General features: G+C 69.0%; 16 protein-coding genes, 2 tRNA genes and 1 pseudogene. 4 read left to right on the plus strand and 15 right to left on the minus strand.

The window, feature by feature from the left end; all coding sequences use genetic code 11:
- A pseudogene (locus J2850_RS30635) lies at nucleotides 1–190 on the plus strand (methyl-accepting chemotaxis protein); the annotation flags it as partial.
- 101 nt (nucleotides 191–291) lie between these two features.
- Here the strand turns inward: J2850_RS30635 and J2850_RS30640 are convergent.
- The 4 genes from J2850_RS30640 to J2850_RS30655 all read right to left on the minus strand — a co-directional run bounded on the left by J2850_RS30640 (nucleotide 292) and on the right by J2850_RS30655 (nucleotide 1,458).
- On the minus strand, nucleotides 292–675 hold the full coding sequence (locus J2850_RS30640; RefSeq protein ID WP_209991078.1) for an H-NS family nucleoid-associated regulatory protein: 384 nt from the start codon (nucleotides 673–675) through the stop codon (nucleotides 292–294).
- A gap of 236 nt (nucleotides 676–911) precedes the next feature.
- A tRNA-Arg gene (locus tag J2850_RS30645) sits at nucleotides 912–988 on the minus strand.
- Nucleotides 989–1,013: 25 nt separating this feature from the next.
- A complete protein-coding gene (locus J2850_RS30650; RefSeq protein WP_209991080.1) occupies nucleotides 1,014–1,310 on the minus strand; it encodes an ETC complex I subunit in 297 nt (98 codons plus the stop codon).
- Nucleotides 1,311–1,380: 70 nt separating this feature from the next.
- Nucleotides 1,381–1,458 (minus strand) — tRNA-Pro (locus J2850_RS30655).
- 152 nt (nucleotides 1,459–1,610) lie between these two features.
- Here J2850_RS30655 and J2850_RS30660 point away from each other — a divergent pair.
- Nucleotides 1,611–2,015, plus strand: a complete 405-nt coding sequence (locus tag J2850_RS30660) for a hypothetical protein (protein WP_209991082.1) — start codon at nucleotides 1,611–1,613, stop codon at nucleotides 2,013–2,015.
- Here J2850_RS30660 and J2850_RS30665 read toward each other — a convergent pair.
- The 10 genes from J2850_RS30665 to tpiA all read right to left on the minus strand — a co-directional run bounded on the left by J2850_RS30665 (nucleotide 1,984) and on the right by tpiA (nucleotide 13,149).
- Nucleotides 1,984–3,216 (minus strand): ABC transporter permease, encoded by a 1,233-nt coding sequence (locus J2850_RS30665; protein ID WP_209991084.1) that lies wholly within the window; start codon nucleotides 3,214–3,216, stop codon nucleotides 1,984–1,986. The genes J2850_RS30660 and J2850_RS30665 overlap by 32 nt on opposite strands.
- A complete protein-coding gene (locus J2850_RS30670) occupies nucleotides 3,213–3,953 on the minus strand; it encodes an ABC transporter ATP-binding protein (RefSeq protein WP_281415108.1) in 741 nt (246 codons plus the stop codon). The genes J2850_RS30665 and J2850_RS30670 overlap by 4 nt, the downstream gene beginning before the upstream one ends.
- On the minus strand, nucleotides 3,943–5,586 hold the full coding sequence (locus J2850_RS30675) for an efflux RND transporter periplasmic adaptor subunit (RefSeq protein WP_246513770.1): 1,644 nt from the start codon (nucleotides 5,584–5,586) through the stop codon (nucleotides 3,943–3,945). The genes J2850_RS30670 and J2850_RS30675 overlap by 11 nt, the downstream gene beginning before the upstream one ends.
- Nucleotides 5,587–5,702: 116 nt before the next feature.
- Nucleotides 5,703–6,143 (minus strand): DUF192 domain-containing protein, encoded by a 441-nt coding sequence (locus J2850_RS30680; RefSeq protein ID WP_307354612.1) that lies wholly within the window; start codon nucleotides 6,141–6,143, stop codon nucleotides 5,703–5,705.
- Between the two features lie 125 nt (nucleotides 6,144–6,268).
- A complete protein-coding gene (gene kdsA, locus J2850_RS30685) occupies nucleotides 6,269–7,096 on the minus strand; it encodes a 3-deoxy-8-phosphooctulonate synthase (RefSeq protein WP_209991088.1) in 828 nt (275 codons plus the stop codon).
- Nucleotides 7,097–7,307: 211 nt separating this feature from the next.
- The gene (locus J2850_RS30690) at nucleotides 7,308–8,003 is read right to left on the minus strand and encodes a dienelactone hydrolase family protein (RefSeq protein ID WP_209991090.1); all 696 of its coding nucleotides are present in this window, start codon (nucleotides 8,001–8,003) and stop codon (nucleotides 7,308–7,310) included.
- Nucleotides 8,004–8,076: 73 nt separating this feature from the next.
- On the minus strand, nucleotides 8,077–9,906 hold the full coding sequence (locus J2850_RS30695; protein WP_209991092.1) for an autotransporter domain-containing protein: 1,830 nt from the start codon (nucleotides 9,904–9,906) through the stop codon (nucleotides 8,077–8,079).
- A gap of 255 nt (nucleotides 9,907–10,161) precedes the next feature.
- Nucleotides 10,162–11,793, minus strand: coding sequence for a CTP synthase (gene pyrG, locus J2850_RS30700; protein WP_209991094.1), 1,632 nt, complete (start codon nucleotides 11,791–11,793; stop codon nucleotides 10,162–10,164).
- Between the two features lie 149 nt (nucleotides 11,794–11,942).
- Nucleotides 11,943–12,272: a preprotein translocase subunit SecG gene (gene secG / locus J2850_RS30705; protein WP_209991097.1), complete on the minus strand. Its 330-nt coding sequence runs from the start codon at nucleotides 12,270–12,272 to the stop codon at nucleotides 11,943–11,945.
- A 121-nt stretch (nucleotides 12,273–12,393) separates the two neighbouring features.
- A complete protein-coding gene (gene tpiA, locus J2850_RS30710; RefSeq protein WP_209991098.1) occupies nucleotides 12,394–13,149 on the minus strand; it encodes a triose-phosphate isomerase in 756 nt (251 codons plus the stop codon).
- 255 nt (nucleotides 13,150–13,404) lie between these two features.
- Between tpiA and mbfA the strand changes: the two genes are divergently transcribed.
- Both mbfA and J2850_RS30720 read left to right on the plus strand, forming a co-directional pair.
- Complete coding sequence (gene mbfA, locus J2850_RS30715; protein ID WP_209991100.1) at nucleotides 13,405–14,361, plus strand: iron exporter MbfA; 957 nt, start codon at nucleotides 13,405–13,407, stop codon at nucleotides 14,359–14,361.
- 115 nt (nucleotides 14,362–14,476) lie between these two features.
- On the plus strand, nucleotides 14,477–14,989 hold the full coding sequence (locus J2850_RS30720; RefSeq protein ID WP_209991102.1) for a MarR family winged helix-turn-helix transcriptional regulator: 513 nt from the start codon (nucleotides 14,477–14,479) through the stop codon (nucleotides 14,987–14,989).
- A 160-nt stretch (nucleotides 14,990–15,149) separates the two neighbouring features.
- On the opposite strand, the gene J2850_RS30725 is transcribed toward J2850_RS30720, so the two are convergent.
- Nucleotides 15,150–15,377, minus strand: coding sequence for a hypothetical protein (locus tag J2850_RS30725; RefSeq protein ID WP_209991104.1), 228 nt, complete (start codon nucleotides 15,375–15,377; stop codon nucleotides 15,150–15,152).
- Nucleotides 15,378–15,526: the final 149 nt, after the last annotated feature.

The raw sequence follows: 15,526 nt of genomic DNA on the forward strand, positions 1-15,526 counted from the left end.
CCGCAACGTCCAGCAGGCCGCCTCCGGCACGCAGGAGGTCTCAGGCAGCATCGTCCAGGTCAATCAGGCCGCCGACGAGGCCGGCAGCGCCGCCGACCAGGTGCTCACCGCGGCAAGCGAGTTGTCGCGCCAGGCAGAGATGATGCGACGCGACGTCGAGACCTTCCTCGGCGACATCAAGGCCGCCTGACCGCTTGGCAGCAGCAGCCCCGCCGCCGAACAAGCCGTGCGGCGGGGCTGCTGCTGCCGCTTGGCCGGCGGCCTGCCCCGCGGCTTGCCGGGTGGTGCCGCCTATCCCTGATACCCGACCTTGTGCCGGTGCAGTTCACCCTTCTCGCGCAGGCGGTCCACCCACACCGGGGCACGGCCCTTCTTGACGCCGGCGGTCCAGACGTCTTGCGGCTTCTCGGGGTTCCGGTAGGTCGCTCCCTTTTCGGGCGCTTCGAGGTCCGCCCTGGCCGGCTTGCTGGTGTCGGCGCTCCGCACCGCCTGCCGCATGTCGGGGAAGACGTCTCCCAGCGACAGGTTGAGCTGCTTCAGCCGCAGTTCGACCTCGGCCTTCAGGCGCTCGACCTCTTCACTCTTGCGCCGGTCCAGCTCGCTGCCGATCCATTCCTGCAGTTCGAACAATTCCTGCACGCTCAATTGCGTGCACAACCGGAAAATCTCTCCCATTTGACCGTCGCCAGACATGATGCCCTGTTCCCAAGCGCAAAAAGGTTCGAAGACTATAAGCAGATTATCAACGGCATGAACCAGATAAATCCCGATGGTCGCCTCTCGGGCCGTTACCGGAAGACACAGTCATCCATGCCATGTCGACCTCCGCCCCAAAAACCGAAGCACCACCAGCCCATAGAAAAAGCCCCGCGGCGGGGGCTTTTCTCTGTTCGGTCGATGTCGGCGCCGGATGGCGACCCCAGCAGGGCTCGAACCTGCGACCTGCCGCTTAGAAGGCGGCTGCTCTATCCTGCTGAGCTATGGGGCCTTATTCGAACCGGCGCTCGTCAGGTTCAGAAGCGCGGACGGTCGGTGCGGAAGTTGTCCGCATAGTTGCGCGGACGGAAGCGATGGACCGGCGCATCCTGCACCGTATAGCTCCAGCCCTTGCGCTCGGCGAAGGCGATGGCCTCCTCCTTGGTCTCGAAGGACAGGCGCACCTGGTTCAGCGTGTCGCCCGAGCTGGTCCAGCCCATCAGCGGCTCCGGCCGGCGCGGCGTCTCGATCTCGTAATCCAGCATCCAGCGGTGAGTCTTGGCCCGGCCGGACTGCATGGCCGTCTTGCTCGGCTGGTAGATCCGGACGTTCATGGCTCGCTCGTCTCCCATTGTCTGCATCGGCGCCGCCCGCGTGCCGGGAGCGCGATTAAACCTGCGGCGATGGTCGGGGCGCCCGGATTCGAACCGGGGGCCTCCAGTACCCAAAACTGGCGCGCTGACCAGACTGCGCTACGCCCCGTCGCCGCGATGTGAGATACACGAACGCCACGCCCACGGCAAGCGGACGGCGCACTGCCGCGCCGCTCTTTCTGCATATTGGCGGCACCGGCGGCCCCTCATGCGTCGTTCGGTCGCCCACCGTCCCAACCAACAGCGTTCAGGGTCCGTTCGTTGCCCCCTCCTCCCGCTCCGTCAGTCCGCATTGCCCTGTTCCTTCCCGACCTGGACGACCGCCCCGGGCGGCGTGCCGCCGTCGATCTCGCCGGCCGCCTGCTGGAAGCCGGGCTGGCGGTCGACGCGGTGGCGCCGATGGGCGGCGGGGCTCTGCGGGCGGCGCTCGACCCGGCGATCGGCCAGATCGACCTCGCCAAACGGCATGCGGCAACCTCTGTCCTGGCGCTCGCGCGCGTGGTGGCCGAACGGCGGCCGGCCGTTCTTGCCGTCCCGCGGGAAGCCGCCTGGATCGCCAAGCTGGCGGGGCGGCTGGCACGGACGGGCGTGGCGGTGGTCACGCTCGCCGACGACGTGTCCTCGGACCTGTCCGCTATTCGTGCCGCAGCGCCTCGATGGGGTTGAGGCGGGCGGCGCGGCGCGCCGGGTAAAGGCCGAAGAAGACGCCGACCACCCCGCTGACCGCGACGGCAAGCACCACCGAATCCAGCCGGATCAGGGTCGGCCAACCGGCCAGTGCCGCCACGCCCGCCGCGGTGGCGATCCCCAGCACCACCCCGACGGCGGCGCCGATCAGCGACAGGGTGGTGGACTCGATCAGGAACTGGATCAGGATGTCGCGGCGGCGCGCGCCGATGGCCAGCCGAAGCCCGATCTCCCGCGTGCGCTCGGTCACCGACACCAGCATGATGTTCATGATGCCGATGCCGCCGACCAGCAGCGACACCGCGGCCACCGCCGCCAGCAGGAAGGACAGCGCCCGCGACGAGGCATCGCGCGTTGCCGAAACCTCCGACAGGTCGCGCATCCAGAAATCGTCGTCCTGGTCGGTGATCAGGCGGTGACGCTGGCGCAGCAGGTCGCGGAGCTGCGCCTGCGCCTCGGCCATGTCGGAACCGTCGCGCATCTTCACAACCATGCTGTGGATGAAGCGCGGATTGCTCTTGGCCATGCCGGGGATGTTGCGCTTGGCGGTGGACAGCGGCACGAAGATGACGTCGTCCTGGTCCTGCCCCTGCGTGTTCTGACCCTTTTCCCCCAGCACGCCGACCACGGTCAGCGGAGTCGAGAAGACACGCACCGGCTGGCCGATGGGATCGCCGCCGCCGAACAGGCTCCGCACCACCGTCCGCCCCAGCACAACCACCTTGTTGGCCTGCGCCACGTCGTCGTCCGACAGGCCGCGGCCGGCCTCCACCGTCCAGTCGCGCGCATCCATGTAGTCGGGGGTGATGCCGAACAGCACGGTGCCCCAGTTCTGGTTGCCGGCGACGATCTGCAAACCCCAGCGCACCGAGGGAGCCGTCACCATCACGTCGGGGATCTCGGCCAGCACCGCCAGCGCGTCGTCCTCGGTCAGCGACGAAGCGGTGCCGGCGCCGAGCTTGACGCCGCCGCGGGCGATGCTGCCCTGCCCGACCAGGATCAGGTTGGTGCCCAGGCTGGCGATCTGCCGCAGCACCTGGTCGCGCGCCCCAGCGCCCACCGCCACCATGGCGATCACCGCCGCCACCCCGATGACGATGCCCAGCATGGTCAGCGCGCTGCGCAGAGGGTTGGCACGCAGCGAGTCCAGCGCCGCGCGCAGGGCGTCGAGCGCCGTCATGCCGCCGCCTCCGGCGCCTGCACGAGGTCGGCGGTCAGGCAACCGTCGCGGAAATGCAGGACACGGCCGGCGAAGCGCGCCACCTCAGGCTCGTGCGTCACCAGCACGATCGTGATGCCGCGCCGGTTCAGCCGCTGGAACAGCGCCATGATCTCGATGCTGGTGGCGGTGTCGAGTGCGCCGGTCGGTTCATCGGCCAAGAGGAGCAGAGGCTCGTTGACCAGGGCGCGGGCAATGGCGACGCGCTGCTGCTGGCCACCCGATAGCTGGGTCGGCCGGTGTCCCGCCCTGCCGCGCAGCCCCACCGCCTCCAGTGCCGCCAGCGCCCGTTCCTCCCGCTGGCCATGCCCCACCGCGGCATAGACCATCGGCAGTGCCACGTTGGCCAGTGCCGTCTGGCGTGGCAGCAGGTTGAAGGATTGGAAGACGAAGCCGATGCTGCGGTTGCGCAATGCCGCCAGGGCATCGGAGGACAGCCCGGCGACCTCCCGCCCGTTCAGCCGGTACTGGCCGGCATCCGGCCGGTCCAGGCAGCCCAGCAGGTTCATGAATGTCGACTTGCCCGAGCCGGACGGCCCCATCACCGCGACGAACTCGCCGCGATGGATGGCGACGGTGACGCCCTCAAGGGCATGCACCGTCTGCGGCCCCATCCGATAGCGGCGGGTGAGCGCCTCGACGGCGACCAGCGGGGCAGCGACCGCCGCTGGATCGCTCTGGGCACGGTCAGAATCCAAGGCGCGGCCCCCGCCGGCCGTCGCGGTCGGGCGCCAGGATGCCGGTGATGACTTCCTGGCCGGCATGCAGGTTTCCGCCCACCACCTCGGTGAAGCTGCCGTCGCCGATGCCCAGCCTGACCGGCACGCCGACCGGACCGCCACTGCCCGGGCCGCCACTGCCCGGACCGGGGACCCAGACGGTGCGGGTGCCCTCCGCCGCCTCCTTGGCCGCGGACGGGGGCGCAGCCAACGCATCGAACCGTTCGCGCTGCGCCGGGTCGAGCAGGCCGGAGATCCGCTCCAGTGCAGCCTTGCGGATGGCATTCGCCTCCACCCGCCGGCGCTCGGGATCGCCGGCCTCGCCGTCGAGCGCAGCGAAACGGTCGCGGGCCTCCTCCACCAGCGCCGCGAGGTCGCGGCGCTTCGCCTCGTCGAGCCCGAGCCCTTCCATCGCCCGGCGCGCCAGCGCCTCCAGCTCGCGGGCGCCACGGCCGCCATCCGGCCCGCCGGTGGTCGGTGCCGGCGCCTCGCCGCCGGACGGCTGAACGCCCGGCGGCCGGAAACGCAAGGCGGCATTGGGGATCTTCAGTGCCGCCGGCCGCTCGTCCACCGTGATGCGCAGATTGGCCGTCATGCCCGGCAGCAGGCGAAGCTCCGGATTTTCGACGGTGATGACGACAATGTAGGTGACGACGGTCTGGTCTTCCTTCGGCGCCAGCCGCACCTGGGTCACCCGGCCATTGAACCTCTCGCCAGGGAAGGCGTTCACGGTGAAGCGGACCGGCATGCCCTCGCGGACCCGGCCGATGTCGGCCTCGTCGATGTTGGCAAGCACCTCCATCTGCCGCAGATCCTGGGCGATGGTGAAGAGCGTCGGCGCCGCCAGGCTGGCGGCGACCGTCTGGCCGGTGCTGACCGCACGGTTCACCACCACCCCGTCGATCGGCGAGCGGATGACCGATCGGTCGAGATCGACCCTGACCAGTTGCAGCGCCGCCTCGCGCTGGGCCACCTGGGCGCGCGCCACCTCCACCTGAGCGGCGGCCACCGCCTGCGATGCGTTGGCCGACGCTTGCGCCGCTTCCGCCTGCCGCTTCTGCGCACGGGCGGCGACGAGCTGCGCCGCCGCGCTGTGGGCAGCCGTCTCGGCCTTCTCCAGGTCGGCGGCGGCGACGACGCCCCGACCGCGCAGTTCCCGGCGACGCCGAAAGTCGCGGTCGGCGTCCTGCCCGGCGAGATCCGCACGCAGGATTTGGCTGTCGGCGTTGGCGACGCTGGCCCCGGCACTGGCCAGATCGGCGCGCGCCTTGTCGAGCGAGGCCTGCTGCTGCATCAGTTGGGCGCGGGCGGCATCGACGTCGGCACCGGCCTGGGCCAGCCGCGCCGCCAGTTGGTCACCGTTCAGCCGCGCCAGGATCTGCCCGCTGGTCACCCGGCTGTTGAAGTCGGCGTAGAGTTCGGCGATCTGGCCGGAAAGCTGGGAGCTGACCTCCACCGTGACCAGCGCGCTCATGGTGCCGGTGGCGGTGATGGCGCTGGTCAGCGGCCCCTGCTCCACCCGGGCGAGACGCCAGGCTGGCGCCGGCTCCGCCCGCGCCAGCACGACATAGGCGGACAGGCCGGCGGCGGCGCTCAGCGCCGCCCCAACCAAGATTGCCGCCCGCCTGCCCATTCCGGCCCCTCCGCGCTGTCCCCGGCGCGATGAAATCTTGGGAAATCCGGCGACAGCTTACGCCAAAGTCAGGGGCAGGTGGGCGGCTTTCCGCGTCACTTCGCGATGTCGGGGGAGACCACGCGGTCGCCGGGGTGGACGCCCAGCCGCGCCGCCATGCCGCCGTTCAGTTCCAGGATCGCCTTCACCGGGCCGTCGGAATTGACGGAATCGAGCGAGCCCGGCACCGCGCGCTCGTGGATGTTCACGATGCGCCCGTCGGCGGCGATGAACAGCATGTCCAGCGGAATCAGCGTGTTCTTCATCCAGAAGCTGGCCTGCTGCGTCCGATCGTAGACGAACAGCATCCCGGCGTCCGCCGGCATCGACTGGCGGAACATCAGCCCCTGCGCCTGCTGCTGCTGGGTCAGCGCCAGTTCCACGTCGAAGCGGAACTTGCCGCCGCCCGCCGTCTCGATGGTCAGCTTGGATTTCTGGAAGCTCTCCAGCGCCGCCGCCGGAACGGCGGCCACCAGCAGCAGGAGCGTGACCACCACGCCCCGAAAAGTCCGACCGATCATCATGCCTGTCCGTGAAGCTGGACCCGTCCGGGTCCGGGAGAGGGGGCATTGAACCACCGCCCGGCTCCCGCACCAACTGAAGCTTGCGCCCTGGCCGGAGCTTACGCCTTGGCCAGCCTGTCGAAGGCCTGGAGCTTGGCGAGCAGGGTCGGCATTTCCGCCAGCGGAACCATGTTGGGGCCGTCGCTGGGGGCGCAGTCGGGGTTCTCGTGCGTTTCCATGAAGACGGCGGCGACGCCGACGGCGATGGCGGCTCGGGCCAGCACCGGCACGAACTCCCGCTGGCCGCCCGAGGTGGTGCCCTGCCCGCCCGGCTGCTGGACCGAATGGGTGGCGTCGAACACCACCGGGAAGCCGGTCTCCGCCATGATCGGCAGCGCGCGCATGTCCGACACCAGCGTGTTGTAGCCGAAGCTGGCACCGCGCTCGCACAGCAGGACCCGTTCATTGCCGGACGCCACCAGCTTGGCTGCGACGTTCTTCATGTCCCACGGCGCCAGGAACTGGCCCTTCTTGACGTTCACCGCCCGACCGGTCTGCGCCGCGGCGACCAGCAGGTCGGTCTGGCGGCACAGGAAGGCGGGGATCTGCAGGACGTCCACCGCCTCGGCGACCGTGGCGCACTGGCCGGGCTCGTGCACATCGGTGATGACCGGACAGCCGAACCGCTCGCGGATCTCCGCGAAGATCGGCAGCGCCTTGTCCATGCCAAGGCCGCGCGCCGTGCTGATCGAGGTCCGGTTGGCCTTGTCGAAGCTCGACTTGTAGATCAGGCCCATGCCGAGCGCCCTGGTCATCTCCACCAGCGCGGAGGCCGTCTCCAGCGCATGGTCGCGGCTTTCCATCTGGCAGGGGCCGGCGATCAGCACGAAAGGACGGTCGTTGGCGACGGTAAGGTCGCCGATCTGGACGGGGCGCGGCGTGGTCATCGGGGTGCTCCAAAACAAAACGGGCCGGGGCCGCCAGGGGCCGGGCGCCTCTGCATCCCATTAAATCAGGGGACGGTCAATGCGTGGCGGACTCAAGGCTGAGGAGCGTGTCGACGCGGCGGGTGCCCCCTCCCCCGCGACCCGGCGGACCTTCGCTCCACGAAGCGCGGGGGGAGCCGGGGCGGGGAAAGGCGCCGGCGAAGGTCCGGCTTCATGCCAGATGCGTGCGGAAGAACTCCACCGTCAGCCGGTTGGCCTCGTCGGCCGAGGCCTGGTCGTAATGCTCGCCGCCCGGGCGGGCGAAGGCATGGTCCTGGCCAGGATAGACCTTCGCCGTCACCCACTTGTTGTCCTTCACCCCGGCCAGCAACGCATCACGCTTGTCGGGACTGGAAAACTTGTCGTTCTCGGCAATGTGCAGCAGCACCGGCGTCTTGATGGCGCCCGCCTCGCCCAGCAACCCCTCCAGGCCGACGCCGTAATAGCCGACGTTGGCGTCGGCGTCCGACCGCTCCGCCATCAGGAAGGCCAGGCGGCCACCCAGGCAATAGCCGACGCTGCCGGCCTTGCCGGTGCAGTCGCCCTGCACGCGCACCCACGCCAATGCGGCCTTCAGATCCTCGATGGCCTTGTCCTGGTCCATGCCGTTCATCAGCGCGAAGGCCTGGTTCCATTCCTCCTGGGTCTTGTCGGTCAGTTGCACTCCCGGCTTCTGCCGCCAGAACAGATCCGGGCAGACCGCCAGGAAGCCCTGCGAGGCGTACCAGTCGCACAGCTCGCGCATCACCGCGTTGACGCCGAAGATCTCCTGGATCACCACGAGCCCGCCTGCCGGCGTGACCGCCGGCTTGACGACGTAGGCGGCGAAGCGGCCGCCGTCGGCGGCGTCGATCATGACTTCGGACATTGTGCCCTCATCCTCCCGGTTAAGACCCGCACGAGATATGGAGCGGAATCGCGAACGCGCACCCGCCCGATCGTCAGAAGCCGACATTCAGGCCGACGAAGCCGCCGTAGTCGCGCCGGTCCCGTTCGCCGGCCCGTGCATTCAGGCCCAGCGTGCCGGTGACCGCGTCGGCCAGCCGAAAGGAGGCACCGGCCGTCATGTCGACATAGCTGCGGTCGGGCCTCGCCACCGCCACGTCGTAGGCGAGCGTGGAGATGCTGCGGTTCTCCACCGTGATGCTGCGCGTCCCGTCGCGGAATTCCCGGTTCAGCGTGACCTTGGCATAGGGCAGCACGCGGCCGAGGTCGTAGGCAGCCTGATAGCCGACGCTGCCGACCAGCGAATTCCGGGTTTGCGACCGGTAGCCGAAGCCGAACAGGCTGTCGTCCTCGCTGAAGCCCTCAACGTTCACATGCTGGTAGCGCAGGCCGAGCACCGGCCCGTGGGTGAGCCCGCCGGTGGTGAAGTCATACCCGCCCTCGACGCCGATCGACGCGTTGATGCCCTCGGTCTCGCCATCGGTCGAGTGGTCGGTGCCGTTGATGGTCACGCCGCGCCGCAGGTCGTAGTCGGCGAAGCCGAAAGAGCCGACGCCGCTGACGAAAGCGCCGCCGGCTCGGTAGACGCCGTAACCGCTCAGCACATACTCCCGCTGCCTGTAGTCGCCGCCGGTGGAGAAGTTTCCGCGATACCGCGACGCCGTTCCGGCGACGCCGAGCAGCAGGTTCTCGCCGAACCGCTTGTCGACGCCGATGCTGACGGAATAGGGCGTGCCGCGCACCCCCGCCTGCCCCCCGGCCCCGAGGTCGCCGACGCCGTCCGCGGTCAGGCGGCCGACGCCACCGCTGATCCAGGCGCCGGCCTCGCCGGCCTTGCGGCTCCACAGGCTGGTCGCCGCCTGCGCCAGGATGGTTGCGGTCAGCCGGTCGCGGGTGTGCAGTGGCGATTCGGCGAGTTGCGCCACGTTGCCGGGCGCGGTCAACGCGTTGAGCACGAAGTCCGACACGGCACGGTGCCCGGCCGTCGTCGGGTGCACCCCGTCGGCGAACAGGTGGCTGGCCGCCGCGCCGGGCGCCACCAGGGTGGCGGGGGTGCAGAGCAGCGAGGTGCTGGTCGTGCAGGCGGGCGACGTGACGTTGGCGAAACCGAAGGCCGCGGGATCGGCAACCGCCGCCCGCAGCAGCGAGAAGGTGTCGATCGGGATGACGGAAATGCCGGCATTGGCGAGCCCCAGCGTCACCAACTGGTTGTAGCCGCCGACCAGTTGCGTGATCTGAGCCGACGCCGCCGGACCCTGCGAGCGCCCGAAGGGCGTCGAGCCGATGTCCGGCACCGTCGGCACCAGGATGGTCGTCGCTCCCGCTGCCCGCAGCCGCGCCACCTGCGTCACCAAATCGGTCGCCGCCTGGGTCACCACCGCCTGGGCCGTCGCCGGGTTGCCCAACGCGGTGAAGATGTCGTTCGCCCCGCCCCAGACGGTGTAGAGCGCCCGCGGATCGGCGCGTCCGCCCGACGTGGCGAGATAGCCCGCGATCTGCGCCGCGACGCTCGGGGCCAGCGCCGTCAGCCCGGTCGGCGGATAGCCGACCGACGTGGCGACCCGCGCCCCGCCCATCGCATAGTCGGTGCCGCCGCGCACCGCCGTGACCGCCGACGTGCCGAGCGCACCCGCAAGGTTTTCGGCCCAGACCGGCCCGGGATTGGTGGTGAACTTGCCGCCGGACGGCAGCAGCGGCTGGAAGGTGCCGCTGTCGGTCAGGCTGTCGCCGAAGAAGACGGTGGAGGAATAGTCCGCCGCGATGGCCGGGGCGGCCACCATGCCAGCCATGGCCGCTGCGATGGCGACGTTGCGCGCGCGCTTCATACCCTGTCCCCCGATCAGGTTGTTTGCGTCACAAACGATTGCCGGATCGTTGCACGGGGGTTCCGCTGGCGCAAGCGGGATGACGTATGGGGAAAGGACAGGCGTCGGGAGCGGGGTTGCCCCCTCCCCGACCCTCCCGGACCTTTGGCGGTGCAGGCGACTGCCGCCGCTTCGCTCAAGGCCCGCTCCCCCGCTCTCGGTCGACCGAAGGTCGGTCCGACAGCGGGGGAGGATCCGGGAGGGGGATGAAGGTCCTTAGACCAGCCGGCTCTGGTCGATTGCCGCCTTGATGAAGGCGGTGAACAGCGGATGCGGCTCGAAGGGCTTCGACTTCAGTTCCGGGTGGAACTGCACGCCGATGAACCAGGGATGGTCGGGGATCTCGACGATCTCCGGCAGCTCGCCGTCGGGCGACAGGCCGCTGAACCGCATGCCGCAGCGCTCCAGCCGCTCCTTGTAGTAGACGTTCACCTCGTAGCGGTGGCGGTGCCGCTCGGAGATGTCGGTGGTGCCGTAGACGTCCGCGACCTTGCTGCCGTCCAGCAGCTTGGCCGGATAGGCGCCGAGCCGCATTGTGCCGCCGAGATCGCCGGCCTCGCCACGGCGCTCCAGCGTGTTGCCACGCATCCATTCGGTCATCAGGCCGACGACCGGGTTGCCGGGCTTGCCCAGCTCGGTCGAGCCGGCATCCTCGATCTTCGCCATGTTGCGGGCAGCCTCGATCACCGCCATCTGCATGCCGAAGCAGATGCCGAAATAGGGCACCTTGCGCTCGCGCGCGAACTTGGCCGCCCGGATCTTGCCCTCGGTGCCGCGGGAGCCGAAGCCGCCCGGCACCAGGATGCCGTGGACGTTCTCCAGCCGCTTCACCGCCGCGTCGTCGTCCTCGAAGATCTCCGAATCGATCCAGTCGAGGTTGACCTTGACGTTGTTGGCGATGCCACCGTGGGTCAGCGCCTCGGCCAGCGACTTGTAGCTGTCGAGCAGGCTGATGTACTTGCCGACCACGGCGATGGTGACCTCGCCCTGCGGCTTGCGCACCCGGTCCATGATGCGGGTCCAGCGCGACAGGTCCGGCTCGCCGTCGGTCGGCAGGCCGAAATAGCTCAGCACCTGGGTGTCGAAGCCTTCCTCGTGGTAGCTGATCGGCACCTGGTAGATCGAGTCGACGTCGAGCGCCGCGATCACCCGCTCCGGGCGGATGTTGCAGAACAGCGCGATCTTCTTGCGCTCGTTCTCCGGAATCGGGCGGTCGGCGCGGCACAGCAGGATGTTGGCCTGGATGCCGACGCTCAGCAGTTCCTTCACCGAATGCTGCGTCGGCTTGGTCTTCAGCTCGCCGGCGGTCGGGATGTAGGGCAGCAGGGTCAGGTGGATGTAGAGGACGTTCTCCTGGCCGACCTCGTTGCCGAACTGGCGGATGGCCTCCAGGAAGGGCAGCGATTCGATGTCGCCCACCGTGCCGCCGATCTCGATGAGGACGAAGTCCTCGTCGGTGGTGTCGGCGCGGATGAACTCCTTGATCTCGTCGGTGATGTGCGGGATCACCTGGACGGTGCCGCCCAGGTAATCGCCGCGCCGCTCCTTGGCGATCACGGTGGAGTAGATGCGGCCGGTGGTGATGTTGTCGCCGCGCCGTGCCGCCACGCCGGTGAAGCGCTCGTAGTGGCCGAGGTCGAGGTCCGTCTCAGCCCCGTCGTCGGTCACGAAGACCTCGCCGTGCTGGTAGGGGCTCATCGTGCCGGGATCGACGTTCAGGTAAGGGTCCAGCTTGCGCAGGCGCACCTTGTAGCCGCGCGCCTGAAGAAGCGCCCCAAGAGCCGCCGACGCCAGACCTTTGCCCAGCGAAGAAACGACGCCACCGGTGATGAAGATGTAGCGAGTCATGTCCGTCCGAAGAGCTTGAGAGCTGTTCCATGTCCCCGAAGGGTCGCCGCCGTAACATCGCGTCGCGATCGTCGGCCCTCAAAAGAAAGAGGCGGCTTCGGGGAGGCCGCCTCGCTGTTCGCTCGCACCCGTGCTTGGGGTCGATCCCGTTACTGGGACACCGGCGGCGCGGGTTGGGCAGGCGCGGCCGGCTGGGCCGGAGCCGAGGGCGCCGAGGTGGCCGGCATGTTGTCGATGATCGACGCCGGGCGGGAATGGCCGCCGGCCATGATCGCCAGGACCACGCTGGTCGCGAAGAAGCAGGCGGCCAGGATGCCCGTGGTCCGGGTCAGCAGGTTGGCGGTCCCGCGGGTGCTCATCATGCCGCCCATGTTGCCGCCGCCGATGCCGAGCCCGCCGCCTTCCGAGCGCTGGATCAGGATCACGCCGACCAGCCCGATGGCGATCAGCAGGTGGATGACCAGAATCACCGATTCCATGCGAAGCTCACCCCACACCCATCCCAAAAATCGAATAGCGCGCCACAGGCCGTCTCAAGGGCCCGTGGCGCGCGCCCATTGTTTGTACCGCGCCGGCGCGCGATATGCCAGCGCCAAGTTGCTAGCGGCACGCGGAAGCGATACCCCAGAAGTCCTCGGCCTTCAGCGACGCGCCGCCGACCAGCGCACCGTCGACATTCTCTACCGCCATCAGCTCGGCGGCATTGCCCGGCTTGACCGAGCCGCCATAGAGGATGCGGACCTTGGCGGCGTCGGCGATCCTGCCGTCCAGCTCGGCGCGGATATGGGCATGCATTGCCTTGACGTCACCGGGCGTGGCCGTCTTGCCGGTGCCGATCGCCCAGACCGGCTCGTAGGCGATGACGGTGTTGTCGGCCGTCGCCCCCTCGGGGATCGAGCCGGCAAGCTGCCCCGCCACCACGGCGTCCGCTTGGCCGGCGTCGCGCTGCGCTTCGGTTTCGCCGACGCATATGATGGCGACGAGGCCCTCGGCCAGGGCGGCGGCTGCCTTGGCCTTCACCACCGCGTCGGACTCGCCGTGGTCGGCCCGGCGCTCCGAGTGGCCGAGGATGACATAGCGGCAGCCGGCATCCGTCAGCATCGTCGGCGCGACGTCGCCGGTGTGGGCGCCCGAGGTCTTGGGCGCGCAGTCCTGGCCACCCAGCGCCAGCGGGCTGTCGGTGATCGCCTCCCCCACCGGGAACAGCAGCGGGAACGGCGGGCAGACCAGCATGTCGAACGCCACCGGTCCGGCGCCCTTCAGCCGCCCGGCAAGATCCGACGCCAGGGCGAGGCCGTCGGCCTTCAGCCCGTTCATCTTCCAGTTTCCGGCGATCAGTTTGCGGCGCGCGCTCATGGTCGTTTCCTTCTTATGCTGGTCTTGTGGAACCTTGGACCTCTCGTGCCCATGCCCATAGCAAGCCCGCCACGGAAATGCCACCCAGCCAACCGGCGCCCCCCGGCTGGCGGATGGTGGGGGCACGGCACCGGCATGGTGCGTTGAACAATCCCCCAATCGGATTAGGATCATTCAAAGTCGTTGGCGAAACCCCTGGCGAAAACCCTGGTCCCCCGCTCCCTCTCCACGCTTCTCGCGCCGAAGGCCGGACACATGAAGAACTTCTCGGATCTGACGGAAAAGGAATTGCTGGCACTGGCCATCGCCCTGGAGGAGGAGGACAGCCGCATCTATGACGAATTCGCCCATGGGCTGGCCGACAGCTATCCCGACACGGCGAAGCTGTTCCGCGCGATGGCGTCGGAGGAGGACGGCCACCGCCACCGCCTGCTTGAGCTGTTCCGCACCCGGTTCGGCGACCACATCCCGCTGATCCGCCGTCAGGACGTGAAGGGATTCGTCGAACGCAAGCCGGTCTGGCTCGCACGCCCGCTCGGTCTCGACACGGTGCGGCGGCAGGCCGAGCTGATGGAGGCGGAAACCAAGCGCTTCTATGCCCGTGCCGCCCAGCGGTCCCAGGACGTCTCGATCCGCCAGCTCCTGGGCGACCTCGCCGAGGAGGAGCGCCGGCACGAGGCCAAGGCCGAGCGGCTGGAGGCCCGCTTCGTCTCTCCCGACGTGCGCGAGCGGGAACATGAATCCGAACGCCGCCTGTTCGTGCTGCAGATCATCCAGCCGGGCTTGGCCGGGCTGATGGACGGCTCGGTGTCGACGCTGGCACCGCTGTTCGCGGCCGCCTTCGCCACCCAGGACAGCCATGAGACCTTCCTGGTCGGCCTCGCCGCCTCCATCGGCGCCGGCATCTCGATGGGCTTCGCCGAAGCCCTGTCCGACAACGGATCGCTGACCGGGCGCGGCAGCCCGTGGCTGCGGGGCGTGGTGTGCGGCGCCATGACCACGCTCGGCGGGCTGGGCCACGCCCTGCCCTACCTGATCCCCAGCTTCTGGACGGCGACCGCCGTCGCCATCGCCGTCGTGGCGGTTGAACTCGCGGTCATCGCCTGGATCCGCAACCGCTATATGGATACGCCCCTGCTGTCCGCGGCGTTCCAGGTGGTCGTCGGCGGCCTGCTGGTGTTCGGCACCGGGATCCTGATCGGCAGCGCCTGAACTCCCCTCGCTGAAAGCCGGGACGGCGCATGAGCTTGCCCTTGTAACCGGTCGTACGATTGTTTATGTCTGAGTTGCTGTCCTAATTAGAACAAATCGAACCGATCCCGTCGCCATGGCTGATCTGAAAGCGGGTGTGAACCAACTCTTCCTCCGCGAGGAAGAACTCCGCACCGGAATGGAGCTGCTGTTCTACGCCTACCGCGAATTCACCGCCGAACCGGATGAAATCCTGGCGGAGATCGGCTTCGGTCGTGCGCATCACCGCGTCATCTATTTTGTCGGCCGCTACCCGAAGATCACCGTCTCGGAACTGCTGGGCATCCTGAAGATCACCAAGCAGAGCCTGTCGCGCGTGTTGGGCGAACTGGTGCGCCAGGGCTTCATCGACCAGCAGACCGGTGCCCGCGACCGCCGCCAGCGGCTGCTTGAGCTCACCGAGAAGGGGGTGGAGCTGGAGCGCCAGCTCTCCGAGACGCAGCGCCAGCGCATCGCCCGCGCCTATCGGATGGCCGGCGCCGAAGCGGTGGAGGGCTTCCGCAAGGTGATGATGGGGATGCTCGACGAAGGCGACCGGGCGAAGTTCATACCACCGGTCCCGCCGGCCCGACTCGCGGCGAAGCGCTGAACGGCGACGCCGTCCCCGCGGGCTCCCGACAGGGCCGCAACGCCTGCCGATCGTCTCCGGCTCTCCCCCGCCTTTGCGGGGGAGAGCGTTGGTCCGAACCTGCGATGCTCCTACTTCCCGTGGGGTGCGGGCGCCGGGAGCGCGGCGGCAAGAGCGGCCGTCAACCCTCCGGCTTCGCCTGGGCCGGCACCGACGGGGCCGGCACCTGCGGCTTGGCCTCCCCATCGTTGCGGCGCCGGAAGCTGCCGCGGCGGTAGACGACGTTTTCCGACGCGCCCGGCGGGCACCGCACGATGGTGCCGCCCTTCTCCAGATAGGCCTTGGTCATTTCCGCGAGATCCTGAGAGTTCAGATCCCGGGGAAGATTGGGCCTGTTGTCGTCGGCCATGATCGAGTGCTCCTGTTGTCGTTCGGTCCCGCGACGGAGGCCAATGGGATCTTAACAGTCCAGAGCCCTCGATGGGGCAGCCATTTATCCGCCTGCCCGCCATGCGCACCCCAGATGCACCCCCTGTTTCACATACGGGGAGCCGCGCT

This window comes from Azospirillum picis, from assembly GCF_017876115.1.
Classification (GTDB): Bacteria; Pseudomonadota; Alphaproteobacteria; order Azospirillales; family Azospirillaceae; genus Azospirillum; species Azospirillum picis.